The sequence below is a fragment of the Saccharothrix saharensis genome (genome assembly GCF_006716745.1).
GTDB lineage: Bacteria > Actinomycetota > Actinomycetes > Mycobacteriales > Pseudonocardiaceae > Actinosynnema > Actinosynnema saharense.
The window spans coordinates 7,815,390-7,842,361 of record NZ_VFPP01000001.1; the positions used below are offsets into that span (position 1 = coordinate 7,815,390).

Genomic DNA, 26,972 nt, shown 5'->3' on the forward strand with positions numbered 1-26,972 from the left:
TCCGCTTGCCGTCGCTCCTACTGTGACACCGGTGGACGTCGACGAGATCACTTCGCGGTTGGCACAGCGGTTCGGCCCTCCGGTCGCCGGGTGGTGCGCACGGGTGCCCGAGCTGGCGGCCGAGGTCGCGGCGCGCTGGGACCTCACCCTGGGTGACGTGATGCCGCCGGGCGCTTCGTCGGTGGTGGTGGCGTGCTCGCGCGGTGAGGCGCCGATGGCGCTGAAGCTCAGCCCGGACCCCGTCTTCCTGGCCTCGCAGGCGTCCGTGCTGCGGCACTTCGCCCCGTCCGGTCGCGTGCCCGCGGTGCTGGCCGAAGCCGAGGGCGTGCTGCTGATGGAGGCCGTGCGGCCGGGCACCCCGGCGGACGAACTGCCGACCCCGCCGGCACCGCGGGAGTGGGCGGACCTGGTCACCGCGCTGCACGGCGTGCCGGACCGTGACCGCCCGTGGCCGGACCTGCGCGCCCGCTGCGAAGAGGCCTTCACCCGCATCGGCCGCCGCCTGGCCGACCCCGCCGTGGCCGCCCACGTCTCCGAGCGGACCTGGAGCCGCGCGTGGGACCGCTGCTCCGCCCTGCTCAACACGCAGCCGCGCGTGCTGCTGCACGGCGACCTGCACCTGGGCAACGTGCTGGACGGCGGCCACGCGCTGGTCGCGATAGACCCGAGGCCCTGCGTGGGCGACCCGTGCTTCGACGTCGTCGACTACGCCCTCACCGCCGCCGGCCACGGGGACGTGCCGACCCGCGCCACCACCGTCGCCGCCGCCGCCGCCCTGGACCCCGACCGCCTCCACGACTGGTGCCGGGCCCTGGCCCCGATGATCGCCATCGCCTACCTCGACGACGAGGCGATGCGAACGGAACTCCTCACCCTGGCCCGCTGACCCGGGAACGCCCGCCGACCCGGGAACGCTTCGCAGGAGTCCCCGCCCAGGGGACCCCTGTTCTCATTTTCCCAGAGGGGTCCGACAATTCCGGTCCGGTCGGGGAGTTCCGGCGGAAAACGCGAGGTGGAGTCGCTCCACGTCGACCGGAGGCCCGGCAGTGCGTAACTTCGACGGGGTGACCTCCGACCTCCCCACCACCGCAGGCGCCCTCCGCGCGGCCGGTTACGCGCCGCGCGGGGTCAAGGCCGAGATCCGGGAGAACCTCCTGGCCGCCCTCCGCGACGGCCGCGACCCGTGGCCCGGCATCGTCGGCTTCGACCGCACCGTCCTGCCGCAGCTGGAACGGGCACTGCTCGCCGGGCACGACGTGGTCCTCCTCGGCGAACGCGGGCAGGGCAAGACGCGGCTCCTGCGCACCCTCGTCGGCCTGCTCGACGAGTGGACGCCGGTGATCGAGGGCGCCGAGCTGAACGAGCACCCGCTCGACCCCATCACCCCCGAGTCGAAGCGCCGCGCCGCCGAGCTCGGCGACGACCTGCCCGTGACGTGGAAGCACCGCGACGAGCGGTTCGCCGAGAAGCTCGCCACCCCGGACACCAGCGTCGGCGACCTGGTCGGCGACGTCGACCCGGTCAAGGTCGCCCAGGGCCGCAGCCTCGGCGACCCGGAGACCATCCACTACGGCCTGCTGCCCCGCTCCCACCGCGGCGTCATCGCCGTCAACGAGCTGCCCGACCTGGCCGAGCGCATCCAGGTGGCGCTGCTGAACGTGATGGAGGAACGCGACATCCAGATCCGCGGCTACACGCTGCGGCTCCCGCTGGACGTCCTCCTCGTCGCCACCGCCAACCCCGAGGACTACACCAACCGCGGCCGCATCATCACGCCGCTCAAGGACCGCTTCGGCGCGGAGATCCGCACCCACTACCCGCTGGAGATCGGCGCCGAGGTCGACCTGGTCCGCCAGGAGGCGCACCTGGTCGCCGAGGTGGGCGACCACCTGCTGGAGGTCATCGCCCGGTTCGTGCGGCACCTGCGCGAGTCGTCCTCGATCGACCAGCGCTCCGGCGTGTCGGCCCGGTTCGCGGTCGCGGCGGCGGAGACGGTGGCCGCGAGCGCCCTGCGGCGCAGCGCCCTGATCGGCGAGAATCCGCCCATCGCCCGGCCGGTCGACCTGGACTCGGTGCCCGAGGTGCTGCGCGGCAAGCTCGAGTTCGAGGCCGGTGAGGAGGGCCGCGAGCAGGAGGTGCTGGTGCACCTGCTGCGCCGGGCCGTCGCGGACACGGCGCGGTCCACGTTCGCGGGCGTCGACCTGCGGCCCCTGGCCGCGCTGGTGTCCGACGGCCACCCGGTGGCCACCGGTGAGCGCGTGCACCCCGGCGACCTGCTGGCCGCGCTGCCGGAGCTGCCCGTGCTGCACGACGTGGCGCAGCGCGTCGGCGCGGGTCCCAAGGACCCGGCGGGCCGCATCGCGTCGGCCGTCGAGCTGGCGCTGGAATCGCTCTACCTGACCCGTCAGCTGTCGAAGGACAGCAGCGACGACGACCGACAGGTGTACGGATGACCGGTTACCGGTACGGCCGGTACGTCGACGGGCCCGACCCGCTCGCCCCGCCGACCGACCTGCGCGCGGCCATGGACGAGCTGGGCCGCGAAGTCATGGAAGGCGCCTCGCCCGACTCGGCGCTGCGCGAGCTGCTGCGCCGGGGCCTGCCCGGCACCCGCGGCCTGGACGACCTGACCGCGCGGCTGTGGCAGAAGCGCGCCGCCCTCACCCGCCGCCACCGGTTGGACGGCACGCTGCAGGAGATCCAGCGGCTGCTGGAGGAGGCGTTGCGCGCCGAACGGGCCGCGCTGTTCCCCGACCCGGACGACGAGGCGCGGTTCCGCGAGGCCAGGCTGGACGCGTTGCCGCAGTCGACCGCGGCCGCGGTGAGCGAGCTGGCCGAGTACGACTGGCGCTCGCCGCAGGCACGGGAGTCCTACGAGCAGATCCGCACCCTGCTGGGCCGCGAGCTCATGGACCAGCGGTTCCAGGGCATGAAGCAGGCCATGGCGAACGTCCGGCCCGAGGACGTGCGGCGCATCCAGGCCATGCTGGGCGACCTGAACGACCTGCTGGCCGCCCACGCCGCGGGCGAGGACACGGCCGAGCGGTTCGAGCGGTTCATGCGCCAGCACGGCGAGTTCTTCCCGGAGAACCCGAAGTCCGTGGACGAGCTGATCGACGCGCTGGCCGCCCGGTCGGCCGCCGCCCAGCGCATGATGAACTCGATGTCGGAGCAGCAGCGCCAGGAGCTGTCGGCGCTGTCGCAGCAGGCCTTCGGCGACTCCGGCGTCGGCGCGCAGCTGTCGCAGTTGGACGCCCTGCTGCAAGGGCTGCGGCCGGGCGAGGACTGGAACGGCTCGGCGCGGTTCCGCGGCAACAACCCGCTGGGGTTGGGCGAGGGCGCGCAGGCGATGGCGGACCTGGCCGAGCTGGACGCGCTGGCCGAGCAGCTCGCGCAGTCCTATCCCGGCGCGCGGCTGGAGGACATCGACCTGGAGGCGCTGGTCCGGCAGCTCGGCGCGGAGACGGGCGTGGACGCGCGCAGGCTGGCCGAGCTGGAACGCGAGCTGCGGTCGCAGAACCTGCTGGAACGCGCGCCGGACGGCACGCTGCGGTTGACGCCGAAGGCGCTGCGGCAGTTGGGCGAGACGGCGTTGCGGGGTGTCCTCGACCGCGCCCGGGAGCAGGGGCAGCGGGACAACTCGTCCGCCGGCGCGGCCGGTGAGCTGATCGGGTCCACGCGGCCGTGGCGCTTCGGCGACACCGAGCCGTGGAACGTGCCGCGGACCGTCACCAACGCCGTGCTGCGGTCGGCGGGCGGCCCGGTCGAGCTGGACGTGGTGGACGTCGAGGTGAGCGAGACCGAGCAGCGCTCGCGCGCGGCGGTCGCGTTGTGCGTGGACACGTCCTGGTCGATGGTGCAGGACGGCCGGTGGGTGCCGATGAAGCGCACCGCGCTGGCGCTGCACCACCTGGTGCGGACCCGGTTCCGCACCGACGCGCTGGAGCTGATCACGTTCGGCCGGCACGCCGAGACCGTCGACATCGGGCAGCTCACCGCGCTGGAAGGGGTGTGGGAGCAGGGCACGAACCTGCACCACGCGCTGCTGCTGGCCGGTCGGCACGTGCGCCGGCACCCCGACGCGCAGCCGGTGGTGCTGGTGGTGACCGACGGCGAGCCGACCGCGCACCTGGAGGCGACCGGCGACGCCGAGTTCCACTACCCGCCGCTGCCCCGGACCATCGGCAAGACCCTGGTCGAGGTGGACGCCCTGGCCCGCCTGGGCGCGTCGATCACGGTGTTCCGGCTGGGCGACGACCCCAGGCTGACCCGGTTCGTGGACACGCTGGCCAGGCGGTCCGGCGGCCGGGTCGTCGCGCCGGACGAGGACGGCCTGGGCGCGGCCGTCGTCAGCGACTACCTGCGCTCCCGCAAGCGCCGCTGACCGGCGAGGTGGCGCGCCCCCGGGCTGGGGACGCGCCACCCGCGGGGTCACATCACGTGGGTGAACGCGTTCCAGCCGTGGCCGATCTGCTTGGGCGTGGAAAGTGCGAGGCCGTTGTTGGGGTAGTGGAGCAGGTCGCCGTTGGCGTTGACGCCGAGGATGTCAGCGTGTCCGTCGCCGCTGAAGTCGGCGGCCATGACGTGGCTGAAGCTGCTCCAGCCGTGGCCGATCTGCTTGGGCGTGGAAAGTGCGAGGCCGTTGTTGGGGTAGTAGAGCAGGTCGCCGTTGGCGTTGACGCCGAGGATGTCAGCGTGTCCGTCGCCGCTGAAGTCGGCGGCCATGACGTGGCTGAAGCTGCTCCAGCCGTGGCCGATCTGCTTGGGCGTGGAGAGCGCGAGGCCGTTGTTGGGGTAGTAGAGCAGGTCGCCGTTGGCGTTGACGCCGAGGACGTCGGAATGGCCGTCACCGCTGAAGTCGGACACCCGCTCGTTGTCGGTCTCGCTGCCGCAGTTGCGGCTGGTCACGTCGCGCCAGGTGCGCGAGGACCCGGTGTGGGTCACCCCGTCGAACACCGCGGCGACGCGTTCGGCTCCCGCATACCCCCAGGTGGCGCTGCCGTCGCCGTTCGCGTCGAAGCCCTGCTCGTAGTGCAGGTGTGGGTGGTCGTTCGAGGTGGGCCCGGTCCGGCCGACCCGCCCGATCCGCTGCCCCTGGGCGACCCGCGCCCCGACCGCGACCGCGCGCGACTGGAGGTGCAGGTAGGTGGTGAAGTGGCCGCCGCCGTGGTTGATCTGGATCACGTTGCCGGCGTTGTCGTGGTAGAAGGACTTGTTCACCGTGCCGGCCGCCGGCGCCAGCAGAGCCGCGCCCTCGGTGCCGACCTGGTTCGGCTCGCGCACCATGTCGAGCGCGGGGCTGTGGGCCCAGGTGTCGAGCCGCCACTTCTGCCCGCACTCGAAGGGCAGCTGGAAGGACGGCGCGGCGTGCGCCGGTGACGCGAGCACGACGGACGCCAGTCCGGCCGCGGTGACCAGGCAGGTGCTCACGGCGGCGCGGAGTCGTGCCGTTCTGCCTCGTGACATACGAGGTCTCCTCATCGGTCGTGGTGTGTGCAACCGGTCTCCCGGGGGAGGGAACACACCACGGTATGAGGTTCGGCGCGCCGCACCTGTCCGGCGAACGCCCGACAGAGCCCGGTGGACGCGCTCAGTCGGTGCGGTCGTCCCTGATCTCGTCCTTGGTCTCGCGCTCCCGCTCGGTCGAGGCCAGCGCCTTCTCCGTGGTGGCGTCGGGCTCGGCGTGGTGCTTGCCGGGGCGGAGGGAGAAGTGCGACTCGTCGCGCATCCGCTCCACCATGTGCGGGTAGTGCAGCTCGAACGCGGGCCGCTCGGACCGGATGCGCGGCAGCTCGGTGAAGTTGTGCCGCGGCGGCGGGCACGTCGTCGCCCATTCGAGGGAGTTGCCGAAGCCCCACGGGTCGTCGCGCCCGGCCGGGTCGCCGAACCGGTAGCTGCGCAGCACGTTCCACACGAACGGCAGCACGGACGCGCCCAGCAGGAACGCCCCGATCGTGGAGATCGTGTTCAGCAGGGTGAAGTTGTCGCTCTCCAGGTAGTCGGCGTAGCGGCGGGGGAAGCCGAGGTTGCCGAGCCAGTGCTGGATCAGGAACGTGCCGTGGAAGCCGAGGAACGTGGTCCAGAAGTGCAGCTTGCCCAGCGGCTCGTTCAGCATCCGCCCGGTCATCTTGGGGAACCAGAAGTACAGGCCCGCATAGGTGGCGAAGACGATCGTGCCGAACAGCACGTAGTGGAAGTGGGCCACCACGAAGTAGGTGTCGGTGACGTGGAAGTCCAGCGGCGGCGAGGCCAGGATGATGCCGGTAAGCCCGCCGAGCAGGAACGTCGCCATGAACCCGATGCTGAACAGCATCGGCGTCTCGAACGTCAGCTGCCCCTTCCACATGGTGCCGATCCAGTTGAAGAACTTGATGCCGGTCGGCACCGCGATCAGGAACGTCATCAGCGAGAAGAACGGCAGCAGCACCGCGCCGGTGGCGAACATGTGGTGCGCCCACACCGCCACCGACAGCGCCGCGATGGCGAACGTGGCGAAAACCAGTCCTTTGTAGCCGAACAACGGTTTGCGGCTGAACACCGGGAAGATCTCGCTCACGATCCCGAAGAACGGCAGCGCGACGATGTAGACCTCGGGGTGGCCGAAGAACCAGAACAGGTGCTGCCACAGGATCACGCCGCCGTTGGCCGGGTCGAACACGTGCGCGCCCAGGTGCCGGTCGGCGGCCAGGCCCATCAGGGCGGCGGTGAGGATCGGGAACGCCAGCAGGATCAGGATGCTGGTGACGAAGATGTTCCAGGTGAAGATCGGCATCCGGAACATGGTCATGCCGGGCGCGCGCAGGCAGCACACCGTGGTGACCATGTTGACCCCGCCGAGGATGGTGCCGAGGCCGGACACCGCCAGGCCCATGATCCACAGGTCGGGGCCGACGCCCGGCGCGTGCACCGCGCTGCTCAGCGGCGTGTACGCGGTCCAGCCGAAGTCCGCCGCGCCGCCGGGGGTGAGGAACCCGGCCATCACGGTCAGCCCGCCGAACAGGAACAGCCAGTACGACAGCGCGTTGAGCCGGGGGAACGCCACGTCCGGCGCGCCGATCTGCAACGGCAGGATGTAGTTGGCGAAGCCGAACAGGATCGGCGTCGCGTACAGCAGCAGCATGATCGTGCCGTGCATGGTGAACAGCTGGTTGTACTGCTCGTTGGACAGGAACTGCAGGCCGGGTCGGGCCAGCTCGCCCCGGATGAGCAGCGCCATCACGCCGCCGACCATGAAGAACACGAACGACGTGGTCAGGTAGAGCAGCCCGATCTGCTTCGGGTCGGTGGTGCGGAGCAGCCCCAGCAGCACCGCGCCCTTCGGCCGTCGTCGGGCCGCACCCGGGTGGGTGATCACGGGTTCCGGCTTGAGCGCGGTCATGCCGCCTCCCTCGTCCCGACGACGTGAGCCAGACCACATCGTCCCCCCGGTGGCGGCAAGGGGCAAACGCTCAGCCCTGCTCCGGCACCCTGACCTGCTGTTCCACCGATCCTGTCGCCCGTTCGAGGAAGCGCAGCAGCTCGACCGGGAACGGCAGCACCAGGGTCGAGTTCTTCTCCGCCGCCACCTCCACGATGGTCTGCAGCAGCCTGAGCTGGAGCGCGGCGGGCGTGGCGGCCATCGCGGCGGCGGCCTCGGACAGCTTCTTCGACGCCTGGAGCTCGCCGTCGGCGGTGATGACGCGCGCCCGCCGCTCCCGCTCGGCCTCGGCCTGCCGCGACATGGACCGCTTCATGCTCTCCGGCAGCGCCACGTCCTTGATCTCGACCCGGTCGATCTCGATGCCCCACGACACCGCCGGGTTGTCGATCATCAGCTCCAGGCCCTGGTTGAGGCGCTCGCGGTTGGACAGCAGGTCGTCCAGCTCGCTCTTGCCGATGATCGAGCGCAACGACGTCTGCGCGACCTGGAGCATGGCGAACCGGTAGTCCTCGACCGTCACCACGGCACGCACCGCGTCGACCACCTTGAAGTACACGACGGCGTCCACGCGCACGGTGACGTTGTCGCGGGTGATGCCGTCCTGGGCGGGGATGGGCTGGGTGACGATCTGCAGGTTCACCTTGCGCAGCCGGTCAATGCCCGGCACGACCATCGTCAGCCCCGGTCCGCGCGGCGCGGGCCGCACCCTGCCGAAGCGGAACACCAGGCCCTGCTCGTACTGCTTGACGACGCGGGCGCTGCCCGCGAGCCCGACCGCGAGCACACCCAGCGCGCCGATGACGATGTCGAGGATCATCGCGACCATCTCCCACGTCCCTGCCGACGAGGGTACGCCCGGCTTCCCGCGAAGCGGACGTTTCGTCCCCGGTCCCGCGCGCGAGTTAGGGTCGTTGACATGCAGACCTGGTCATCCACTCCTGTCCCGCGGGTAGCGGGGGAGCCGCGTCCGTTGCGGCTGTTCGACACGGCGTCCGGCGAGGTGCGCCCGACCGCTCCCGGCGCCACCGCCAGGCTGTACGTCTGCGGCATCACCCCGTACGACGCCACGCACCTGGGCCACGCGGCGACCTACCTGGCGTTCGACCTGGTCCACCGGGTGTGGTTGGACAACGGCCACGACGTGCACTACGTGCAGAACGTGACCGACATCGACGACCCGCTGCTGGAGCGGGCCGAGCGCGACCAGGACGACTGGGTGGTCCTCGGCATGCGCGAGACCGCGCTGTTCCGCGAGGACATGGTGGCGCTGCGGGTGCTGCCGCCGCGAGACTACGTGGGCGCGGTCGACGCGATCCCGGAGGTCGTCGAGGTCATCGCGAAGCTGCTGGCGGGCGGTGCGGCGTACCGGGTCGACGACCCGGAGTTCCCCGACGTCTACTTCGACCACACGGCGACCGGCCGGTTCGGCTACGAGTCGAACTACGACCTGGAGACCATGGGCCGGTTCTTCGCCGAGCGCGGCGGCGACCCGGACCGGGCGGGCAAGCGCCACCCGCTGGACGCGCTGCTGTGGCGCGCGGCCCGGCCGGGCGAGCCGTCGTGGCCGTCGGAGCTGGGTGAGGGCAGGCCGGGCTGGCACATCGAGTGCAGCGCCATCGCGCTCAACCGCCTGGGCACGTCGTTCGACGTGCAGGGCGGCGGGTCGGACCTGATCTTCCCGCACCACGAGTTCTCCGCCGCGCACGCCGAGGCGGTGACCGGGGAGCACCCGTTCGCCCGGCACTACGTGCACGCGGGCATGATCGGCCTGGACGGCGAGAAGATGTCCAAGTCGCGCGGCAACCTGGTGTTCGTGTCGAAGCTGCGGGCGCGGAAGGTCGACCCGAACGCGGTGCGGCTGGCCCTGTTCGCGGGCCACTACCGCAGCGACCGGCCGTGGAGCGACGCCCTGCTGGCCGAGGCGGAGGCGCGACTGGCGAAGTGGCGGCTGGCGGCGTCGCCGGCCACGGGTCCGAGCGCGGTCGACACCGTGGCCCGGCTGCGCGACCACCTCAGCGACGACCTCGACACTCCCCGCGCGTTGGCGGCGATGGACGCGTGGGCGGCCGAAGCCGTCGCCACCGGCGGCACGGACCACACCGGTCCGACCCTCTTCCGCGCCGCCGCCGACTCGCTGCTGGGCGTGGAGCTCTGACCCCCGGGAGATGAGGTGACCGGCTCCGGGGCGGCGTCCACATCGTTGGGGGTCGCCCGGGAGCACAGCACCCGCTCCACCGGGACCACCGAATCCGAACTCCGGTGCCGCGTCCGCCACGGCCCACGGGTGTCACGTGAACGGGGCCGCCCCGGAGTGGGACGGCCCCGCCGGTCACGTCACGCTCAGACGTCGAGCGTCCAGCTGTTGAGGTAACCCGTGTCGAACAGCGCCTGGTCGCGGACGCGCAGCTTCCAGGTGCCCGCGGCCGCCTCGGAGGAGGCGTTCACGGTGTACGAGCGGTTGATGTTGTCGGTGCTGCCGCCGCTGCGGTTGTGCAGGTTGTAGACCGTGCCGTCCGGCGCGACCAGGTCCACGATCAGGTCACCGATGTAGGTGTGCACGATGTTGACCTGCACGGTGGTGGAGGCCGAGGCGTTGGCGGCGCAGGTCAGCGAGATGGGGCTGCTGACGTCGGAGTTGTCGCCGATCGTCACGTCCGTGCTGTTGGTGGCCGGGTCGCAGCCGCCGCCGGTCGACGTGATCGCCCACGAGAACGTGGTGCTGCCGGTGCGCGACGCCGAGTCGGTCGCGGTCACCGTCACCGAGTAGGTGCCCGTGGTCGTCGGCGTGCCGCTGATCAGGCCCGAGGAGCTGATCGACAGGCCGGCGGGCAGGCCGGTGGCGGAGAACGTGTACGGCGCGGTGCCACCGCTCGCGGACAGCTGCAGGCTGACCGGGGTGCCCACGACGGTCGACTGGTTGCCCGGGTTGGTCACGGCCGGGCCGCCGGGGGTCGCCGTGCCGGTGAACAGCAGCTTGTTCGCCGAGCCGGTGCCGGGGCTGGTGATCTTGTCGGAGGTGGCGGCGGCGACGATGGCCGCGTTCACGGTCGGCGGGGTCGCGGTCGGGTTGTCCGCCAGGTACAGCGCGGCGGCGCCCGCGACGTGCGGCGACGCCATCGACGTGCCGCTGATCGTGTTGGTGGAGGTGTCGTTGGTCATCCACGCCGACGTGATGTTCTGGCCGGGCGCGAACAGGTCGGTGCAGGTGCCGTAGTTGGAGAACGAGGCGCGCGCGTCGGTGTTGGTGGACGCGTTCACGCTCAGCGCCTCGGCGACCCGGGCGGGGGAGTAGTTGCACGCGTTGGCGTTGGAGTTGCCCGACGCCACCGCGTAGGTGATGCCCGCGGCGATCGAGTTGCGCACCGCGGTGTCGAGGGCGGTGTCGACGCCGCCGCCCAGCGACATGTTCGCGACGGCCGGCTTGACCGCGTTCTGGGTGACCCAGTTGACGCCGTTCACGACGCCCGCCGTGGTGCCGGAGCCCGCGCAGTTGAGCACCTTGACCGCGATGAGCTGCACGCCCTTGGCGACGCCGTGCGCCGTGCCGCCGACGGTGCCGGCGACGTGGGTGCCGTGGCCGTTGCAGTCGGTGTTGTTGGAGTCGACGGTGTTGGTGCCCCAGGTGGCGCGGCCGCCGAAGTCCGAGTGGGTGGTCCGGATGCCGGTGTCGATGATGTACGCCCGCACGTTGCTCGCGGTCGTCGAGTAGTTGTAGGCGCTGTCCAGCGGCAGGTTGCGCTGGTCGATGCGGTCCAGGCCCCACGACGGCGGGTTCTGCTGGACGGCGTCGACCGAGATCGGCAGGTCGGCCTGGACGAACGCGACCCGCGGGTCGGCGGCCAGGCGTCGCGCCTGGCCCGCGGACAGGGTGGCGTGGAAGCCGTTGAGCGCGTGCTGCCAGGTCACGCGGACCTGGCCGCCGTACTTGTCGACCAGCGAGGACGCGGTGGACGCGGACGCCGACCTCGGCGACGCCGAGTCGTTCAGGGCCACGATGTAGGAGCCGGGGACGGCGTCGGCGCGGTCCGCGCCGAGCACGGTGCCCTCCGCGGCGGCCACTCCGACGTTCGCGAAGGCCAGCGCGGCGGCCGACACGGCGGCCAGGCCGAGCACGGCCAGTCTTCCGGTGGTTCGGGCGTCTCCCATGTCAGGGTTCTCCCTCGGGGCAGGGCTGCGCGGCCGTGCCGGGCGGGTGCGCCGGTCGGCCGTGCGGTGCAGGGGATGGGACGTCCGCGCGAACGGGGTGGAGCGACCTGGTCACATGCATGGTCGGGACAAAACCGACGGCCCAGTAGCGCCGATAGTCGTAACTACGTCGAATCGCGGGCGATCGGTACGGGCGGTCAGGGCCGGTCGGCGGAATCCGGTGCGCCCAGTCGCTCGTCGCGGTACGACCGCCAGTGCTTGAGCAGGTTCGGCAGCTCGGCGTGGACGAACTCGAAGAACATCAGCGTCTCGGAGATGCGCTTGCCCGCGGGCGTGGCGGGGCCGAGCACCCCGATGCCCTCCTTGAGCGGGCCGGACCACCGGCGGAACATCTCGTCGCGGCGGAACAGCGCCTCGTACCAGACGTCGTCGAACACGCGGTAGAGGTCGCGGCGCGAGCCGGTCTCCCGCTCCCGGCTGACCAGGTTCATCTGGGCCAGGTAGCGGACCGCGCCGGAGATCGCGGCGGGGGACACGCGCAGCAGGTCGGCCAGCTCGGCGGCGGTCATCTCGCCGGAGTCGGTGGCCAGGAGGGCGACGAACACCCGCGACGGCATCCGCGGCATGCCGGACTCGGCGAACACCGCGCCGAAGCGCTCGATGAAGCGCAGCACCGCCTGCTCGTCACGCTCGCCCACGTCTGTCACCGCCGGATCATCCCTTCGTGGTCCCCAGGAAGGAGGGCAGTTTATACGCTTCCTTAACTTCACGACTTTGTGAAACGACTGTAGCTTGCCTGCATGACTGCTGCGATATCCGTGTCGGACCTGGTCAAGACCTTCGGCCCGACACGTGCGCTGGACGGCTTGGACCTGACCGTCCACGAGGGGGAGGTGCACGGCTTCCTCGGCCCCAACGGGTCGGGCAAGTCGACCACCATCCGGGTCCTGCTCGGGCTCCTGCGCGCCGACGCCGGCTCGGCGTCGTTGCTGGGCGGCGACCCGTGGCGCGACACCGCCGAGCTGCACCGCAGGCTCGCCTACGTGCCGGGCGACGTGAGCCTGTGGCCGAACCTGACCGGCGGCGAGGTGATCGACCTGCTGGGCAGGCTGCGGGGCGGGCTGGACGAGAAGCGCCGCGCCGAGCTGCTGGAGCGCTTCGAGCTCGACCCGCGCAAGAAGGGCCGCACGTACTCCAAGGGCAACCGGCAGAAGGTGGCCCTGGTCGCGGCGCTGGCCTCGGACGTGGAGCTGCTGATCCTGGACGAGCCGACCTCCGGGCTGGACCCGCTGATGGAGGCGGTGTTCCAGGAGGCGGTCCGCGAGCTGCGCGGGCGGCGGACCGTGCTGCTGTCCAGCCACATCCTGGCCGAGGTCGAGGCGCTGTGCGACCGGGTCAGCATCATCCGCAACGGCCGCACGGTCGAGACCGGCACGTTGGCCGACCTGCGCCACCTCACCCGCACCAGCGTCTCCGCCGAGCTGGTCGGCCCGCCCGACGGGCTGGCCGGGCTGCCGGGCGTGCACGACCTGGTGGTGGAGGGGCGGCGGGTGCGGTTCGAGGTCGACACCGACCACCTGGACGCGGCGCTGCGGGCGCTGGTCGGCAGCGGCGTCCGGACGCTGACCAGCCAGCCGCCCACGCTGGAGGAGCTGTTCCTGCGGCACTACGAGGACGAGCTGCCGGCGGGCCCGACCGGACGGGCGGTGTCGCCGTGACCGGCCTCGGCTCGTTGGTGCGCCTGGCGTTGCGCCGCGACCGGCTGCTGCTGCTCGTGTGGGTCGTCGGCCTGGTCGGCATCACGGTGTCCACCGCCTCGACCGTGGGCGAGCTGTACGGCTCGGTCGAGTCCCGGCAGCAGTTGGGCGCGACGGCGGGCGGCAACCCCGCGTTCCTGGCCATGCTCGGCCCGCTCTACGACGCGTCCACGACCGGCGGCGTGCTGGCCTGGCGATGGGGCGTGTTCGGCGGGCTGCTGGTCGGGCTGATGGCGATGTTCCTCGTCACCCGGCACACCAGGGCGGAGGAGGAGACCGGCCGGCTGGAGCTGATCGGCTCGGCCGTCGTCGCCCGGCACGCGCCGTTGGCCGCCGCCGTGGTGGTGGCGTTGCTGGCGAGCACGCTGATCGGCCTGCTGGTCGCGCTCGGCCTGACCGGTCTGGGCGAGTCCGCGTCCGGATCGTTCGCGCTCGGCCTCGCGTTCGCGTCGGTGGGCTGGGTGTTCACCGGGGTGGGCGCGGTCAGCGCGCAACTGTCCGAGAGCGCCCGCACGGCCAACTCGATCTCCGGCGGGGTGCTCGGCGTCGCCTACCTGCTGCGCGCCGTCGGTGACGCGGCGGGCGACGAGGGGCCGACGTGGCTGACCTGGCTGTCGCCGTTGGGCTGGCTGGAGCGGACGAGGGCGTTCGCGGGCGACCGGTTCTGGGTGCTGGTGCTGCCCGTCGCGCTGTTCGCGGTGCTGATCGTGACGGCGTCGGTCCTGGTCACCAAGCGCGACCTCGGCGGCGGCCTGGTGCCGACCCGGCTCGGCCCGGCCCGCGCGCCCCGCTCGCTGGGCAGCGCGTTCGGCCTGGCCTGGCGGTTGCAGCGGGGCATGTTGATCGGCTGGACGCTGAGCCTGCTCGTGCTCGGCGCCGTCTACGGGTCGGTCGCGCGCGGCGTCGAGCAGATGCTCGAGGCCAACCCCGCGTTGCAGAAGATCATCGCGCAGATGGGCGGGACGGGCGCGATCGTGGACGTCTACCTCGCGTCGATCCTCGGCATCATCGCGCTGTTCAGCGCGATCTACGTGGTGCAGTCGACGTTGCGGCTGCGCGCGGAGGAGACGGGGCTGCGGGCCGAGCCGGTGCTGGCCACGCCGGTCAGCCGGGTCGCGTGGGTCGGCGGCCACGTGCTGTTCGCGACCGTCGGCACGGCCGTCGTGCTGGCCGCGGCGGGTGTGGGCGCGGGCCTGGTGCACGGCGTGCGGGTGGGCGACGTCGACGGCCAGGTGGTGCGGCTGGTCGGCGCGTCATTGGTGCACGTCCCGGCGGTGTGGGTGGTCGCCGGTCTCGCGCTGGCGCTGTTCGCGCTCGTGCCGAAGCTGTCGTCGGCGAGCTGGGCGGTGATCGTGGTGTTCCTGGTGCTCGGCCAGCTCGGGCCGTTGTTGCAGCTCGACCGGTGGGCGATGGACCTGTCGCCGTTCACGCACGTCCCCAAGGCGCCGGGTGCCGAGGTGACCGCCGGCCCGCTGCTGTGGTTGGCGCTGGTCGCGGCGGTGCTGATGGTGGTCGGCTTCGCCGGGTTCCGACGGCGGGACGTCGGCTGAAAACCTGAAAGAAGTCTTTCGAAAGACTTCTTTCAGGTCTACCGTCGGGGCCATGGACCTCCCAGGGCCCCGACGGGTCACCGATGCCGACGCCCTCAAGGCGCTGGCGCACCCGCTGCGCGTGTCGTTGCTGAACCACCTGCTCGCGGTCGGCCCCCGCACGGCCAGCGAGTGCGCCGAGGCGGTCGGGTCGACCGCGTCCAACTGCAGTTGGCACCTGCGGCAGTTGGCGAAGTCCGGTTTCGTGGCGCGGGCCGAGGCGGGCGACGGGCGGGAACGGCCGTGGCGGGCGACCTCGGTCGGCTACGACGTCGGCGCGTTCTCCGACGACCCGGAGGTCCGCACCCAGCAGGACGCGCTGATCGCGCTGGGCCTCACCGAGGACGACCGGCTCGCGCGGCGGTTCCTGGAACGGCAGCACGAGCTGCCGCGCGAGTGGCTGGAAGCCTCCGCCTTGCACGGCTACACGGTCAACGTGACGGCGGAGGAGCTGTCCGGTCTGCTCGGCATGATCGACGACATCCTGCGCCCGTACCTCGTGCCGGTGCGCCGGGACGTGCCCGAAGGCGCGCTCCCCGCCCACGTCGGCGTCCGGGCGTTCCCGCGGTGACCGGCCCGCTGGGGGTGCCGGCGTTCCGCCGGCTGTGGATCGCCGGGTTCGTCTCCGAGGTCGGCGACTGGGTGCTGCTGGTCGCGCTGCCGGTGTACGTCTACCAGCGCACCGGCTCGGCGGCGGCGACCGCGACGACGTTCGTGGTGGCGTTGCTGCCGAGCCTCGCGCTGTCGCCGCTGGCGGGCGTGCTGGCCGACCGCTGGGACCGGCGTCGGCTGATGCTGCTGGTCAGCCTCGTGCAGGCGGCCACCCTGCTGCCGCTGTTGACCGGCGACCTGGTGCTGGTCAACGTCGTGACGGCGGTGCAGGCCGGGTTGGCGGCGCTGTTCGAGCCCGCCAAGAACGCGCTGCTGCCGACGCTGGTGCCGCGCGAGCAGGTGCCCGCGGCGAACGGGCTGGTGGGGCTGAACGCCAACCTGGCCCGGCTGGTCGGCGCGTCGCTGGGCGGGGTGGTGCTCGGCGCGACGGGGCTGCCGGGCGTGGTGCTGGTGGACGTGGCGTCGTTCCTGCTCGCGGCGGCGCTGGTGGCGGCGCTCGGCACCGCGGACCCGGTGCGCCCGGCGGGCGAGCCCGCGTGGCGGGCCTGGCTGGACGGCGTGCGCGAGATCCGCGGCCCGTTGCGGCCGATGGTGGGCGTGGTCGCGTTGATGGCGACGGGCCAGGGCTTGTTCGTGGTGCTGTTCGTGGTGTTCGTGACCGAACGGCTCGGTGGGGGAGCGGCCGAGGTGGGGTTGCTGCGCGGCGTGCAGGCGGTCGGCGGGTTGCTCGGCGGCCTGCTGGTGGGCGTGCTGGCGCGCCGGCTCGCACCCGCGCGGCTGCTGGGCGTGTCGCTGGTCGGCTTCGCCGCGGTGGCCGCGGTGGGGTGGAACGGGCCGCACGTGACCACCGCGCTGGTGTTCTACCTGGCCGCGTTCGTGGTGGTGGGCGTGCCGGGGGTGATCGCGGGCGCCGGGATGATGTCGGTGCTGCAACTGCACGCGCCCGACGCCGTGCGCGGCCGGGTGCTGGCCACGTTCGTCAGCCTCTACGACGGCGGCCAGGCGCTCGGCATGGTGCTCGCCGGCGCGCTGACGCCCGTGCTCGGCCTGTCCGCGCTGCTCAACGCCCAGGCCGCGCTCTACCTGGCGGCGGGCGTGCTCGCGCTGGCGGCGCTCGACGCCCCGGCCCTCCTCGACCCGGCCTGACTCACCGCGGTGCCGGTCGGCGCCGGCCGAGCAGCAGCACGGGCGGCACGGCCAGCACCAGCCCGGCGGGCACCAGGAACGCGCTCGCCGGGTCCAGGTGGTACAGCGGCACGAACGCCACCGGCGACGCCGCGCCGCCCAGGAACCGCCACGACTGCACCACCGACACCGCACCGCCCCGGTTGGCGTCGTCCGAGGACAGCACCAGCGCGTTCAACCCGACGATCACCGCCTGGCTGAACGCGCCCGCCACCGCCCACAATGCCCCGACCGCCACCACCGACGGCACCAGCCCGACCCCGACCAGCAGCACCCCGCCGACGGCCGCGCCGGACAGCGCGCACCGCCGCGCGCCGAACCGGTCGATCGCCCACCCGGTCAGCCGCGCCGTGCCGATCCCGACCAGCCCGAACCCGGTCAGCACCAGCCCCCGCTGCCCCGCGCCCAACCCGAACGCGTCACCGAGTCGCAGGGCCACCAGGAACGACACCCCGCCCAAGCACCCCCAGCCCACGAACCCGACCGCCGCCAGCCGCCGCGTCCGGGGCCGCCAGGCGCTGCGGAGCCGGGGCCGTGCGGTGTCCCGCGGCGGGTCGGCGGGCAGCCCGACGACCGCCAACACACCCGCCACCACCGCCGCGCCGACGAACGCCCACCGCCACGACGCCTCGGCCGCCAAGCCGCCCAGCAGCGGCGCCGACGTCTGCCCGGCGGCCTGCATGGACGCGAACACGCCCAACGCCCGCCCCAACCGCGCCTTCGGCGTCACCGCGGCGATCGCCGCCAACAGCAGGGGAGTGGTGAACGCGTTCGCCGCCCCCTGCACGGCGCGCCCGCCCATCAGCACGGGGAACGACCAGGCGACCGCGCACACCACCGACGCCAGGACGTACACGACGTACGCGGCGCGCACGGTCCGGCGCGCGCCCCACCGTTCGCCCAACGTGCCGGACACCAGCATGAGCAGCGCGAACGGCACGAGGTACCCGGTCAACGTCGCCGCCGCCGTCCCCGCCGACACCCCGAAGTCCCCGCCGACCTCGGGCAGCACCGAAGCCGTCACGGCGCCGCCGAAGGGCCCCAGGAACCCGCCCGCGTACAGCGCCGCCACGCGGACGCGGGAACGGAGGTCGGCCACGGGGAGCGACCTAACCACCGAGCTCACCGCTCCCGACCACGAGGGTGGTTCCCGCGTCCGCCGGCAGGTTCCCCCGGTGACCGGGCACCTGCCCGACGGCGGCGTCGGGCTGTCACCCGCCGACATCGCCGCCCTCGACGCGAGGTGGTCGTCGTGCTGGACCCCGGGCACCGTCGCACAGCGGCTGGCCGGGCTCGCCACGCCCTGGTGCGTGGCCGCGCGACCCGGCTGCCGGCGACTACCTGCTCGACGTGTCCCGCGGACCGCGCGACGGCGACACCCGGATCTGCCGGCACGACGACACGATCCGGCTGCCCTACCGCGACGTCATCCGCCGCACCGACGACGGCGTCCCGTACCTGGCGCCCGAACGGTCCTGCCGTTCAAGGCAGAACACACCCGCCCGGAGGACCGGGACGACTTCACCCGGACCGCCCCACGCCCGACCCCGGAGCGGCGCGAGACCCTCGCCGCGCTCCCGGCCCGCGCGCTCCGGCCACCGGTGGCTCGCGGAGCTGTGGCCGGGACGGCAGGCGACGCCCGCGCCCCGACCACCCGGCGTCACATCCCCGTCGGGCCCCGACCCGGCCCGCGGCCGCGCCGGCGCAGGTAGCGCTCGAACTCCGCGGCGATGGCGTCACCGCTGGCCTCGGTGATCTGGATCTCCGCGTCGCCGCGCTCCTCCAGCGCCCGCACGTAGTTGCGCACGTCCTCGTCCTCGTCGGCCATCTCGCTGACCGTGCGCTCCCACTCCTCGGCCTGCTCGGGCAGCGCGCCGAGCGGCACCTCGACGTCCAGCACCTCCTCGACCCGGTGCAGCAGCGCGAGCGTCGCCTTCGGCGAGGGCGGCTGCGAGACGTAGTGCGGAACGGCCGCCCAGAACGAGATCGCGGGCACGCCCGCCTGCACGCACAGGTCCTGGAACACGCCGACGATCCCGGTCGGCCCCTCGTACCGGGACCGCTCCAGCCCGTACTTCGCCGCCGCCGCCTCGTCGTACGCGGTTCCCGTCACGGGCACCGGCCGGGTGTGCGGCGTGTCCATCAGCAGCGCGCCGAGCGTCACCACGGTGGTCACGCCCAGGTCCTCGATGTGGCCCAGCAGCTCGGAGGCGAACTTCCGCCACCGCATGTTCGGTTCGATCCCGTGCACGAGCACCACGTCCGTCGACGACCCGGGCGGGCGGCACACCGACAGGCGGGTCGTCGGGAATTCCACCCTCCGGGTGACACCGTCGATCAGGCGGACGGTGGGGCGGGTCACCTGGAAGTCGTAGTAGTCGTCCGGATCGATCTCCGCCAACGGCGTCGCGTCCCACGTGAGCTGCAGGTGCTCGATCGCCGTGCTGGCGGCGTCTCCTGCGTCGTTCCACCCCTCGAACGCGGCAACCATGATCGGGTTGTTGAGCGGTTCGCTGGGGTCGAAGGGGGTCTGGGCGGCCTGGTCCGGATCGGTCACGCGGCCAGACTACGACCACCGCCGCACACCCGACGCCGTAGGCTTGGCGCATGTCGGTTCGTGTTACGCGGCCTTCACCCGGCGCACCGGCCGACCACGTCCTCCTCGTGCACGGTACGAGGGGTGCGACACCCCGGCCCGTTGACTTCCTCCCGGATGTTTTCCCAGGCCGAGGAGGTGTGACGAGATCTTCGCCCGGTCGACTCGGGGCCGGGCCGCACGGTTGCCGCGGCCGGGGCGCGACGTCGTGGGGATCCGTTCACACCACTGCGGGATGATTACGCCGAACAGGTGACCCGCCCGGGACTCCCATGATCACTCGAAAGGTGCATATGACGGTCGACGCGGTGCTGTGGGACATGGACGGCACGCTGCTGGACTCCGAGAAGCTGTGGGACATCCCGCTCAACGAGTTCGTGGAGAAGCTGGGCGGGACGCTGTCGCTCGCGACCAGGCAGGCCATGGTCGGTTCGAGCACGGCCCGCACCATGGGGCTGCTGTTCGCCGAAGCGGGTGTCGTGCCGACCGACTCCGACCTCCTCGACGGCGCGGCGTGGATCAGCAGGCGCACCGAGGAGCTGTTCCGCGCGGGCCTGCCGTGGCGGCCGGGCGCTCGTGAGGCGTTGCGCGCCGTGTGCGACGCCGGTGTGCCGATGGCCCTGGTGACGTCGACCGAACGGCGGTTGACCGAGGTCGCGCTGGACACCATCGGCCGCGACCTGTTCGACGTCACGGTGTGCGGCGACGAGGTGGACCGCCGCAACAAGCCCCTGCCCGACCCGTACCTGAAGGCCGCCCGCCTGCTCGGCGTCGACCCCGTCCGGTGCGTCGCGGTCGAGGACTCGCCGACCGGCGTGGCGTCCGCCGTGGCGGCCGGCTGCACCGTGCTGGTCGTGCCGTGCGACGTGCCGGTGGAGCGGGGCGAGCGCCGCGTGTTCCGCGAGTCCCTGGTGGGGGTGCGGTGGGAGACGCTCGCCCCGCTGCTAGACCGCTGACGCCTCCGCCCGCCGCGTCGCCGGGTCGACCAGCAGGCCGAACACCACGCCGAGACCCAGCCACAACGTGGCGGTCTCGGCGAGCGAGGCCAGCCTGAACTCCCACAGCAGGCCGCCCGGCACGTCGGACGGCACGGTGTCCGGTGTCGCCGGGAACACGACCAGCAGCACGACCACCGCCGCCACCGCGGCCAGCGCCACCGCGGTCGCCCGGACCGGTGGCGACCACCGGCCCAGCCGGGAGGCCAGGGCGCTCGCCCCGACCGCGACCAGCAACCCGGCCGCGATCAGCCCGAGGTAGAGCACCGTGCGGTACTCCACCGTGTCCGCGGCACCCACCCCGGGCGGGTTGGCCGGGTACTTCACCGCGGGCAGCACCGCCGCCGCGCCGAACGCCGCCGCCGACAGCGCCACCGCCCGCACGAACGGCGCCTCGGTCGTGAACCAGCGCCGGGACCGTGCGTACGCCGTGGCGAACAGCGCGCCGACGGCCACGCCCACCACCACCGCGGCGAGCACACCGCCGACCACCTGCGTGCCGCGGCTGAACAGCTCGCCGTGCTCGTGACCGCCGCCGGGCTCGGCGGGCCGCGCCTGCTCGACGGCGAGCGCCGCCCGGATCGGCGCTTCGACCACCAGCACGCCGACCAGGCCCGCGAGCAGCCCGGACACCGCGCCCGCGCCGACACCGCGCGCCAGCAGACCCTTGTACGTCAGGCCCTTGTACGTCAGGCCCTCGTCCGTCGACACGGCCGCCGCGCCTAGTGGCACGGGACGCCGAGCGCGTGGCGCCCGTCGTGGAAGAACTCGTGCACGGTCTCGGCGGCGTGGCCGAGCGCGATGCCGTTCTCCTGCAGGACCAGCCAGGTCACCACCAGCGCGACCAGCGCGACGGCGTAGGCCCATCTGGGGATGGGGACGGGAAGGGAGTGCGCGGGGCTCGTCATGACGGCCTCCTCCATACCTCGTGGAAGGTCAACAACAACTCGTGCCGCAGCCGGTCTCCTGACTCCCGGATCGACGCCGTCCCCGCGTCTTCCCAGCCGCCGTGCGCGACCAGTGACGTTCTCGGCGGGTTGGCTCCCCGGTCACAGTGGCGAGGACCGCGCCGGATTCACACCGGCTTCCCGTCCACTGCGGCGCTGCGAACCGTAGATGTCGATCGCGGGCCGGCACAACCGACCAGACGAGTTGTCGTGCTCCTCACGCGGTCAGCGGCGGGGCGGGGTGGGTCGGGGCAGCGGGCAGTCGCCGCACGTGCCGCCGCCGTCGAGGCGGTAGTACAGGCAGCAGCTGCGCCGCCGGAACACCACCTCGCCGGGGAACGGGATGAACTCGCCGGTGCCCTTGAGCGGCGGGTCGGCGAACAGCTCGTCGGCCAGCACCGCGCAGTCGACGCCGCCGCGGCTGATCGTGCGCAACGCGCCCGCCACGTTCGACCCGGCGTTGCCCCAGAGCAGGCCGCGCGCCACCGGGGTGAGGCCGTGGACCGCCTCCACCACGGGCTCCAGCGACTCGCCGATGCCCACGCCCGCGACCGGTTCCTTCAGCCGGACCTGGAGCCCTTCCGGGGTGTAGCGCCACCACAGGTTGCCGGGCCGGATGTCGGGCGCGACCCCGTCGACCGCGCGTGCGGCGACGACCGGGCTCAGCACCCGCGCGGTGTAGCCGAGGAAGAACAGCGACGCGGCGACCCGCCGTTCCCCGGTGCGGTAGCGGGCGGCGATCCGGTCGAGGGCGTCGGGCAGCGCGGGGCCGCGGAACAGGGCTTCGCCGTCGTGCCAACTCTCGTCGGGCCGGCCGACGTCGAGGGCGAAGAACGGGCTGAGGCCGCGGATCTGCCGCAGGGTGGCCAGGACTCGGGCGAACTCGGACACGTGACCTAGTCTGCCGCCGTGGACGCACTGGGGTGGGGACTGGCCCTCGGCCTGGCCGCGAGCATCAGCCCGGGCCCGCTGTTGGTGCTGGTGGTGACGTCGGCGCTGCGCTCGGGCCGGCGGGCCGGCGCCCTGACCGCCTGCGCCCCGCTGCTCTCCGACGCCGTCGTGGTCGCCGTGACGCTGCTCCTGCTGGACCGCCTGCCCGCACGGGCGCTGGGCGTGCTGGGCGTCGTGGGCGCGGTGTTCGTCGTGTGGAGCGGCGTCCGAACCGTCCGCGACGCCCGCTCCGCCTCCCTGACCGCACCGCCCCCGCCGCCCGACCGCCACGCTTCGCAGGGGTCGCCGCCCAGGGGAACCCTTGCTGCGATTCCACCGAGGGGGTCCGACGATTCCGGCGCGCTCGCCCTGCGCCGTGCCGTGCTGGTGAACCTCCTCAGCCCGCACCCGTGGATCGCGTGGGCGACCGCGCTGGGCCCCCTCACCATCACCGCCTGGCGCACGTCACCGCCCGCCGGCGTGGCGTTCCTGCTCGGCTTCTACCTGACCCTGGTCGGCGGCAAGGTCGTGATCGCCGTGCTCGTCGCCCGCGGCCGCCGCCGGCTCGGCGACACCGGCTACCGCCGCGCCCTCACCACCGCGGGCGTGCTGCTCGTGCTCGCGGGCGTCGCGATGGGCGTCGAGTTCGCCACCTACGGCATGTAGAACGTCATCAGGTCACCGCGCACGGGCGGGAACAGGGTCCGCATCAGGTCGGCGTTCGGACCGGGGTACACGTCCGGGAACCGCGCGGCCAGCCCCTGGATGCCGTGCGGGCCGAACAGCAGCGACGCCAGCATGTCCGGCGCGACACCGGCGCCACCCTCGGCACCGGGCGCCTGCATCCGCCCGCCCGCCACGACCGGCCCGACCTCGCCCGCCCGGAACGGCAGCCGCACGTGCGACCGGTAGAACGAGACGACCGCCTCGCCGTCCCGGTCGGCGAAACCGCCCTCCGCCAACCGCCGCCCGAACACCGGCCGCAGGTGCTCCAGCAACGCGACGGGGTCGCCGATCCGCACGTAGTACGAGTTCGCCTCCTCGGCCGCCGGCCCGAGGAACGGTTCCAGCGCCGCACCCGCCACCGACACCGGCCGCTCGGTCACCTCGGTGGCCCCGGTCAGCGCCAGCAGCGCGTGCGCCGCCGCCTCGTCCACCGCGGCCACCTCGCACAGCCGCACGCCTTCCTCCGGCGGCGTGGTGCGACCGGTCGCGACCGGCACGCCGTCCCGGTCCACCAGCCACTCCGTGCTGCCGTCGCGCGCCACGAGCCACCGCCACAGGGCGGGGGAGTGCGGCATCCGCAGGTCGGCCCGCGCCTGCTCGGCCTCCTGCAACCGGGCCATCGCCGGGATGTCCTGGACGCCGGCCTCGCGCAGCACGTGCCCACCGGCTTCGGGACGACCCGTCACGGGGCGGGTGGCCGAGATCGGGATCGCGTACGTGTAGCCGAACCGGCGGTAGAAGTACGGGATGCCGAGCATCACGTTCACCAGCCGACCCCGTGCGACCGACCGCTCGTGCGCCCAGTCCATGAGCGCGCGCACCAGCCCGCGTCCCTCGTAGGCGCGGTCGGTGGCGACCAGCTCGACCTGGCTCGCCGGGATCTCCACCCCGTCGAGCACCAGCGTCTCGTCCAGCAGGGTCGCGGTGGACACCACCTCGTCGCCGTCCACGACGACCGCGCACGCCTCCCAGCCCGCGTCCGGGTCCTCGACGACCAGGCGGTGGTCGACCGCGTCCGCCGGTTCGCCGCGGTCGGCGAGCAGCGCGCCGATCCGGGGGAGGTCTTCCGGGCGCGCGGTCCGCAGCACCAGCCCATCGGTCATCGGGGCAGTGTGCGGGGTGTGGCGAACGTCGCGCCATCGGATTTTCGGTGGCGGCACGGGGCGGTCCCCCGCAGAATCCGCGCCATGGCCTGGCTCCCCGCTGACTTCGCCCACCCGACCCGCGTGCCGCTCGACGGCGAGCACCACCTGCGCCCCATCCGCGAGTCCGATGTGGACGTCGACTACCCCGCCGTGATGGGTTCGCGGCAGCGGCTGTGGTCGCTCTACGGCGAGAAGTGGGGCTGGCCGCCCGCCGACATGACCCACGAGCACGACCGCGTCGACCTCGCCCGCCACGAGCGCGAGCAGGACGCGCACGAGTCGTTCAACTACGCGCTCTTCAACGCCGACGAGACCGAGCTGTACGGGTGCGTCTACATCGACCCCGTCGAGGACCCGGAGCGCACCGATGACGCGCGGATCTCGTGGTGGGTCGTGGACGACCGCGTGGGCACCGACCTGGAGCGCGCGCTCGACGCGTTCGTGCCGAGGTGGATCGCCGAGGTGTGGCCCTTCACCAGCCCGCACTACGGGATCTAGTGTTCGTGCGGTGACGCCGTTGGCCAAGTGGACCATCGTCTCGGTCTGCCTCACCGCGCTGGCCGTGCTCGTGCCGTGGGCGACCTACGGGGACAACGACATCGAGCTGTCCCGCCTGCCGCTGTGGTGGACCTACGCGGGCGCGGCCGCGGTGATGCACGCGTGCGCCCGGATCGCCCCACCGGTGGCCGCGGTGTTCGTCGTGGTCGAGGTCGTGGCGGCGGTGGTCGTCGCGACCGGCTACGACCAGGGCTCGCACGTCTTCGACCACGTCGTCCCGATGGTCGTGCCGAGCCCGGGGGCGGGCGTGGTGTTCGCGGTGGCGTCGGCGGCGGCCCAGGGGGCGGGTCTGCGGGCCCGGGCCCGCGCCGCGCGGTCGGTCCCGGCCTGACCTGGGTTCCGGCGGCCGTTCGGGGGATGGGAGGATCGGACCCCGTGAAGACCTTCGACGAGCTGTTCGCCGAGCTGAGCGAACGCGCACGCACCCGCCCTGAGGGCTCCGCCACCGCCGCGGCTCTGGAGGCCGGGGTGCATGCGCAGGGCAAGAAGGTGCTGGAGGAGGCGGGCGAGGTCTGGATCGCCGCGGAGCACGAGTCCGACGAGCGCCTGGCCGAAGAGGTCTCCCAGTTGCTGTACCGCGTGCAGGTGCTGATGCTCGGCCGCGGGCTCACCCTCGAAGACGTCTACAAGCACCTGTGATCCTGGAGGTCGCCGCGCTCGACGTCCGCCCCGGCCTGGAGGCGGACTTCGAGCGGGCGTTCGGGCAGGCGCGCGAGCTCATCGCGCGGTCGCCCGGCTTCCTCTCGCTGGACCTGCGGCGCTCGGTCGAGCGGCCGTCCCGGTACCTGCTGCTGGTGGAGTGGGAACGGCTGGAGGACCACACGGTCGGCTTCCGCCAGGGGCCGCTGTACCCGCGGTGGAAGGCGCTGCTGCACCACTTCTACGACCCGTTCCCGACCGTCGAGCACTACCGCGCGCCCTGACGGCGGCGCAGCAGCTCGACCACCTGCTCGTCCGACGTCTGCTCGAAGTGGGCGTAGAACCGGCCGACGGCCCGGAAGTCCGCCCGCGGGTGCGGGCAGACCACCAGGTCGGCGTCCGCGCCGAGCGCCCGGACCGCGTCCGCCGCGCCCACCGGCACGGCCAGCACCAGGCGGCGCGGCCGCTGCCCGCGGGTTTCGCGCAGCGCGGCGCGGGCCGTGACGCCGGTGGCCAGGCCGTCGTCCACGACCAGCACGTCCCGTCCTCCGAGGCGCACCGGGCCGTCGCGGTACAGCTCCAGCCGCCGCCGGGCCTCGCGCCGTTCGGCCGCGCACGTCTCGGCCAGGTCCCGCGGGGTCAGGCCGAGCATCCGCAGTGCCTCCGGGTCGAAGAGGGGCTCGCCGGTCGCGGTGACCGCGCCGATGCCGTACTCCGGGTGGCCCGGCGCGCCGATCTTGCGGGCCACGGCCACGTCCAGCTCACCGCCCAGCGCCGAGGCGACCTCGAACGCCACCGGCACGCCGCCGCGCGCGAGCCCGAGCACCAGGGGATCGGTCCACGGCCGCCCGACCAGCGCTCGGGCGAGCACCCGGCCGGCGTCGGAGCGGTCCGCGAACCTCACCCCTCCATGGTGCTCGCGTCCCCGGCCGGCGGCGACCGTCAGCGCTGCCGCACGAACAGCGACTGGGCGCTGCGCCCCACCGGCCCGTGCTCGTCGTGCAGCACGCTGCTCGCCACGCCGACACCCGACGGCCCGATCACGGTCGCCGCGTCCAGGGCGAACCACTCGCCGACCGGCTCGCGGTGCAGGTGCACGGTCAGGTCGGTGTTGATCGCGTACCAGGTGCGGATGTCCAGCCGGCTGGACACGCCGCTGGCCGAGTCCGCCACGGTGAACAGGCGTTGCGCCGCGCTCGGCTCCTCGCCGGCCACCACGCGCACCCGCGGTCGCGCCCACACCACCGCGTCGCCGGGCGCGAAGATGCCGCCGTCGACCGAACGCCACTCCATGGCCGCGAGGTAGCCGCCCCGCCAGTGCTCCGGGACCGTCATCGGGTCGCACCCGGTCGGCGGGACGAGCGGCTCGCCCGTGCCGGACGCCACCGCCGCCGTGTCGCCCGCCACGATCCGCCACGCGTTCGCCCGCAGCACCGGACGGCCCCCGTGCGCCAACTCCGCCGTCAGCAGTTCCACCGAACGACCCGGCCGCGCCACCGACGCCGTCACGGTCAGCTCCGCCACCGGCACCGGGCCCAGCACCTCGAACGCCACCCGGGACAGCACCGCCTCCGGTCGGGGCGCGCACCGCTCCAGCGCCCGCACGAGCAGCGCCGACGGCGGCCCCAGGTGCTGGCTGTCGTCGCCCCACGGCCCGGTGGTGTGTCCGGTCGAGGCGAACCGGTCGGCGTCGAGCCGCTCGTAGAACGCGTCCATCAGCGCACCCC

Annotated in this window: 27 protein-coding genes and 1 riboswitch; of the genes, 14 read left to right on the top strand and 13 right to left on the bottom strand. The window is 73.2% G+C overall.

The features are described from left to right. Positions 1–31 precede the first annotated feature (31 nt). The 3 genes from FHX81_RS35630 to FHX81_RS35640 all read left to right on the top strand — a co-directional run bounded on the left by FHX81_RS35630 (position 32) and on the right by FHX81_RS35640 (position 4,384). Entirely contained in the window at positions 32–886 is an 855-nt protein-coding gene (locus tag FHX81_RS35630; protein WP_246108136.1) for an aminoglycoside phosphotransferase family protein, read from the top strand. Positions 887–1,064: 178 nt separating this feature from the next. Next, positions 1,065–2,453, top strand: a complete 1,389-nt coding sequence (locus tag FHX81_RS35635) for a sigma 54-interacting transcriptional regulator (protein WP_141982884.1) — start codon at positions 1,065–1,067, stop codon at positions 2,451–2,453. Continuing rightward, positions 2,450–4,384 (top strand): vWA domain-containing protein, encoded by a 1,935-nt coding sequence (locus tag FHX81_RS35640; protein ID WP_141982885.1) that lies wholly within the window; start codon positions 2,450–2,452, stop codon positions 4,382–4,384. The genes FHX81_RS35635 and FHX81_RS35640 overlap by 4 nt, the downstream gene beginning before the upstream one ends. Before the next feature lie 47 nt (positions 4,385–4,431). Here the strand turns inward: FHX81_RS35640 and FHX81_RS35645 are convergent, their stop codons facing one another. The 3 genes from FHX81_RS35645 to FHX81_RS35655 form a co-directional block, all read right to left on the bottom strand. Next, the gene (locus tag FHX81_RS35645; protein ID WP_170232293.1) at positions 4,432–5,466 is read right to left on the bottom strand and encodes a VCBS repeat domain-containing M23 family metallopeptidase; all 1,035 of its coding nucleotides are present in this window, start codon (positions 5,464–5,466) and stop codon (positions 4,432–4,434) included. Positions 5,467–5,590: 124 nt separating this feature from the next. Then, entirely contained in the window at positions 5,591–7,378 is a 1,788-nt protein-coding gene (gene ctaD, locus FHX81_RS35650; protein WP_141982887.1) for an aa3-type cytochrome oxidase subunit I, read from the bottom strand. 70 nt (positions 7,379–7,448) lie between these two features. Further along, complete coding sequence (locus FHX81_RS35655) at positions 7,449–8,237, bottom strand: SPFH domain-containing protein (RefSeq protein WP_141984311.1); 789 nt, start codon at positions 8,235–8,237, stop codon at positions 7,449–7,451. Between the two features lie 99 nt (positions 8,238–8,336). On the opposite strand from FHX81_RS35655, the gene mshC reads away from it, so the two are divergent. After that, positions 8,337–9,575: a cysteine--1-D-myo-inosityl 2-amino-2-deoxy-alpha-D-glucopyranoside ligase gene (mshC, locus tag FHX81_RS35660; RefSeq protein WP_141982888.1), complete on the top strand. Its 1,239-nt coding sequence runs from the start codon at positions 8,337–8,339 to the stop codon at positions 9,573–9,575. 185 nt (positions 9,576–9,760) lie between these two features. Here mshC and FHX81_RS35665 read toward each other — a convergent pair whose 3' ends face one another. Then, positions 9,761–11,566 (bottom strand): S8 family peptidase, encoded by a 1,806-nt coding sequence (locus tag FHX81_RS35665; protein ID WP_141982889.1) that lies wholly within the window; start codon positions 11,564–11,566, stop codon positions 9,761–9,763. 197 nt (positions 11,567–11,763) lie between these two features. Continuing rightward, positions 11,764–12,273 carry a GbsR/MarR family transcriptional regulator gene (locus FHX81_RS35670; protein ID WP_141982890.1) on the bottom strand — a complete coding sequence of 170 codons (510 nt, stop codon included), beginning with the start codon at positions 12,271–12,273 and terminating at the stop codon, positions 11,764–11,766. A gap of 93 nt (positions 12,274–12,366) precedes the next feature. Here FHX81_RS35670 and FHX81_RS35675 point away from each other — a divergent pair, with 93 nt between their 5' ends. Genes FHX81_RS35675 through FHX81_RS35690 form a run of 4 tightly spaced genes read left to right on the top strand, consistent with a single transcriptional unit; the run spans position 12,367 to position 16,670 of the window. Then, positions 12,367–13,284 carry an ABC transporter ATP-binding protein gene (locus tag FHX81_RS35675; protein ID WP_141982891.1) on the top strand — a complete coding sequence of 306 codons (918 nt, stop codon included), beginning with the start codon at positions 12,367–12,369 and terminating at the stop codon, positions 13,282–13,284. Then, positions 13,281–14,873 (top strand): ABC transporter permease, encoded by a 1,593-nt coding sequence (locus FHX81_RS35680; protein ID WP_141982892.1) that lies wholly within the window; start codon positions 13,281–13,283, stop codon positions 14,871–14,873. The genes FHX81_RS35675 and FHX81_RS35680 overlap by 4 nt, the downstream gene beginning before the upstream one ends. A gap of 52 nt (positions 14,874–14,925) precedes the next feature. Next, a complete protein-coding gene (locus FHX81_RS35685) occupies positions 14,926–15,483 on the top strand; it encodes an ArsR/SmtB family transcription factor (RefSeq protein ID WP_141982893.1) in 558 nt (185 codons plus the stop codon). Beyond that, the gene (locus FHX81_RS35690) at positions 15,480–16,670 is read left to right on the top strand and encodes an MFS transporter (RefSeq protein ID WP_141982894.1); all 1,191 of its coding nucleotides are present in this window, start codon (positions 15,480–15,482) and stop codon (positions 16,668–16,670) included. The genes FHX81_RS35685 and FHX81_RS35690 overlap by 4 nt, the downstream gene beginning before the upstream one ends. 1 nt (position 16,671) lies before the next feature. On the opposite strand, the gene FHX81_RS35695 is transcribed toward FHX81_RS35690, so the two are convergent. Then, positions 16,672–17,808, bottom strand: a complete 1,137-nt coding sequence (locus FHX81_RS35695) for an MFS transporter (protein ID WP_141982895.1) — start codon at positions 17,806–17,808, stop codon at positions 16,672–16,674. Between the two features lie 561 nt (positions 17,809–18,369). Beyond that, positions 18,370–19,266, bottom strand: coding sequence for a PAC2 family protein (locus FHX81_RS35705; protein WP_141982896.1), 897 nt, complete (start codon positions 19,264–19,266; stop codon positions 18,370–18,372). A 332-nt stretch (positions 19,267–19,598) separates the two neighbouring features. Between FHX81_RS35705 and FHX81_RS35710 the strand changes: the two genes are divergently transcribed. After that, the gene (locus FHX81_RS35710; protein ID WP_141982897.1) at positions 19,599–20,261 is read left to right on the top strand and encodes an HAD family hydrolase; all 663 of its coding nucleotides are present in this window, start codon (positions 19,599–19,601) and stop codon (positions 20,259–20,261) included. On the opposite strand, the gene FHX81_RS35715 is transcribed toward FHX81_RS35710, so the two are convergent. From FHX81_RS35715 to FHX81_RS35725, 3 genes are all read right to left on the bottom strand, one after another. Further along, entirely contained in the window at positions 20,250–21,011 is a 762-nt protein-coding gene (locus tag FHX81_RS35715; RefSeq protein WP_246108137.1) for a CbtA family protein, read from the bottom strand. The genes FHX81_RS35710 and FHX81_RS35715 overlap by 12 nt on opposite strands. An 11-nt stretch (positions 21,012–21,022) precedes the next feature. Further along, positions 21,023–21,208: a CbtB-domain containing protein gene (locus FHX81_RS35720; protein ID WP_141982898.1), complete on the bottom strand. Its 186-nt coding sequence runs from the start codon at positions 21,206–21,208 to the stop codon at positions 21,023–21,025. 31 nt (positions 21,209–21,239) lie between these two features. Continuing rightward, positions 21,240–21,423: riboswitch (cobalamin riboswitch) on the bottom strand. A gap of 49 nt (positions 21,424–21,472) precedes the next feature. Further along, positions 21,473–22,138: a (2Fe-2S)-binding protein gene (locus tag FHX81_RS35725; protein WP_141982899.1), complete on the bottom strand. Its 666-nt coding sequence runs from the start codon at positions 22,136–22,138 to the stop codon at positions 21,473–21,475. 18 nt (positions 22,139–22,156) lie between these two features. Between FHX81_RS35725 and FHX81_RS35730 the strand changes: the two genes are divergently transcribed. Continuing rightward, on the top strand, positions 22,157–22,843 hold the full coding sequence (locus FHX81_RS35730; RefSeq protein ID WP_141982900.1) for a LysE family translocator: 687 nt from the start codon (positions 22,157–22,159) through the stop codon (positions 22,841–22,843). On the opposite strand, the gene FHX81_RS35735 is transcribed toward FHX81_RS35730, so the two are convergent. Further along, entirely contained in the window at positions 22,831–24,006 is a 1,176-nt protein-coding gene (locus tag FHX81_RS35735; RefSeq protein ID WP_141982901.1) for a GNAT family N-acetyltransferase, read from the bottom strand. The two genes, FHX81_RS35730 and FHX81_RS35735, sit on opposite strands and share 13 nt — an antisense overlap. Before the next feature lie 84 nt (positions 24,007–24,090). On the opposite strand from FHX81_RS35735, the gene FHX81_RS35740 reads away from it, so the two are divergent. From FHX81_RS35740 to FHX81_RS35755, 4 genes are read left to right on the top strand one after another with little or no spacing between them, the layout of a single operon-like run. Further along, positions 24,091–24,546, top strand: a complete 456-nt coding sequence (locus FHX81_RS35740) for an N-acetyltransferase (protein ID WP_141982902.1) — start codon at positions 24,091–24,093, stop codon at positions 24,544–24,546. A 10-nt stretch (positions 24,547–24,556) separates the two neighbouring features. Further along, the gene (locus FHX81_RS35745; protein WP_141982903.1) at positions 24,557–24,937 is read left to right on the top strand and encodes a hypothetical protein; all 381 of its coding nucleotides are present in this window, start codon (positions 24,557–24,559) and stop codon (positions 24,935–24,937) included. 44 nt (positions 24,938–24,981) lie between these two features. Beyond that, positions 24,982–25,245, top strand: a complete 264-nt coding sequence (locus FHX81_RS35750) for a phosphoribosyl-ATP diphosphatase (RefSeq protein ID WP_033434999.1) — start codon at positions 24,982–24,984, stop codon at positions 25,243–25,245. Beyond that, positions 25,242–25,529 (top strand): antibiotic biosynthesis monooxygenase family protein, encoded by a 288-nt coding sequence (locus FHX81_RS35755; RefSeq protein ID WP_141982904.1) that lies wholly within the window; start codon positions 25,242–25,244, stop codon positions 25,527–25,529. Before FHX81_RS35750 ends, FHX81_RS35755 begins: the two co-directional genes overlap by 4 nt. On the opposite strand, the gene FHX81_RS35760 is transcribed toward FHX81_RS35755, so the two are convergent. Together FHX81_RS35760 and FHX81_RS35765 are read right to left on the bottom strand one after the other, a co-directional pair. Continuing rightward, entirely contained in the window at positions 25,514–26,149 is a 636-nt protein-coding gene (locus tag FHX81_RS35760) for a phosphoribosyltransferase (RefSeq protein WP_141982905.1), read from the bottom strand. The two genes, FHX81_RS35755 and FHX81_RS35760, sit on opposite strands and share 16 nt — an antisense overlap. A 38-nt stretch (positions 26,150–26,187) precedes the next feature. After that, complete coding sequence (locus FHX81_RS35765; RefSeq protein ID WP_170232503.1) at positions 26,188–26,964, bottom strand: thioesterase family protein; 777 nt, start codon at positions 26,962–26,964, stop codon at positions 26,188–26,190. Between the last annotated feature and the right edge of the window lie 8 nt (positions 26,965–26,972).

Excerpts from the sequence above, each read along its gene's own strand:
- FHX81_RS35640 (WP_141982885.1), top strand. The coding sequence starts at position 2,450 with ATGACCGGTTACCGGTACGGCCGGTACGTCGACGGGCCCGACCCGCTC.
- FHX81_RS35645 (WP_170232293.1), bottom strand. The coding sequence starts at position 5,466 with ATGTCACGAGGCAGAACGGCACGACTCCGCGCCGCCGTGAGCACCTGC.
- ctaD (WP_141982887.1), bottom strand. The coding sequence starts at position 7,378 with ATGACCGCGCTCAAGCCGGAACCCGTGATCACCCACCCGGGTGCGGCC.
- FHX81_RS35655 (WP_141984311.1), bottom strand. The coding sequence starts at position 8,237 with ATGATCCTCGACATCGTCATCGGCGCGCTGGGTGTGCTCGCGGTCGGG.
- mshC (WP_141982888.1), top strand. The coding sequence starts at position 8,337 with ATGCAGACCTGGTCATCCACTCCTGTCCCGCGGGTAGCGGGGGAGCCG.
- FHX81_RS35665 (WP_141982889.1), bottom strand. The coding sequence starts at position 11,566 with ATGGGAGACGCCCGAACCACCGGAAGACTGGCCGTGCTCGGCCTGGCC.
- FHX81_RS35675 (WP_141982891.1), top strand. The coding sequence starts at position 12,367 with ATGACTGCTGCGATATCCGTGTCGGACCTGGTCAAGACCTTCGGCCCG.
- FHX81_RS35685 (WP_141982893.1), top strand. The coding sequence starts at position 14,926 with ATGGACCTCCCAGGGCCCCGACGGGTCACCGATGCCGACGCCCTCAAG.
- FHX81_RS35710 (WP_141982897.1), top strand. The coding sequence starts at position 19,599 with ATGACGGTCGACGCGGTGCTGTGGGACATGGACGGCACGCTGCTGGAC.
- FHX81_RS35720 (WP_141982898.1), bottom strand. The coding sequence starts at position 21,208 with ATGACGAGCCCCGCGCACTCCCTTCCCGTCCCCATCCCCAGATGGGCC.
- FHX81_RS35735 (WP_141982901.1), bottom strand. The coding sequence starts at position 24,006 with ATGACCGATGGGCTGGTGCTGCGGACCGCGCGCCCGGAAGACCTCCCC.
- FHX81_RS35740 (WP_141982902.1), top strand. The coding sequence starts at position 24,091 with ATGGCCTGGCTCCCCGCTGACTTCGCCCACCCGACCCGCGTGCCGCTC.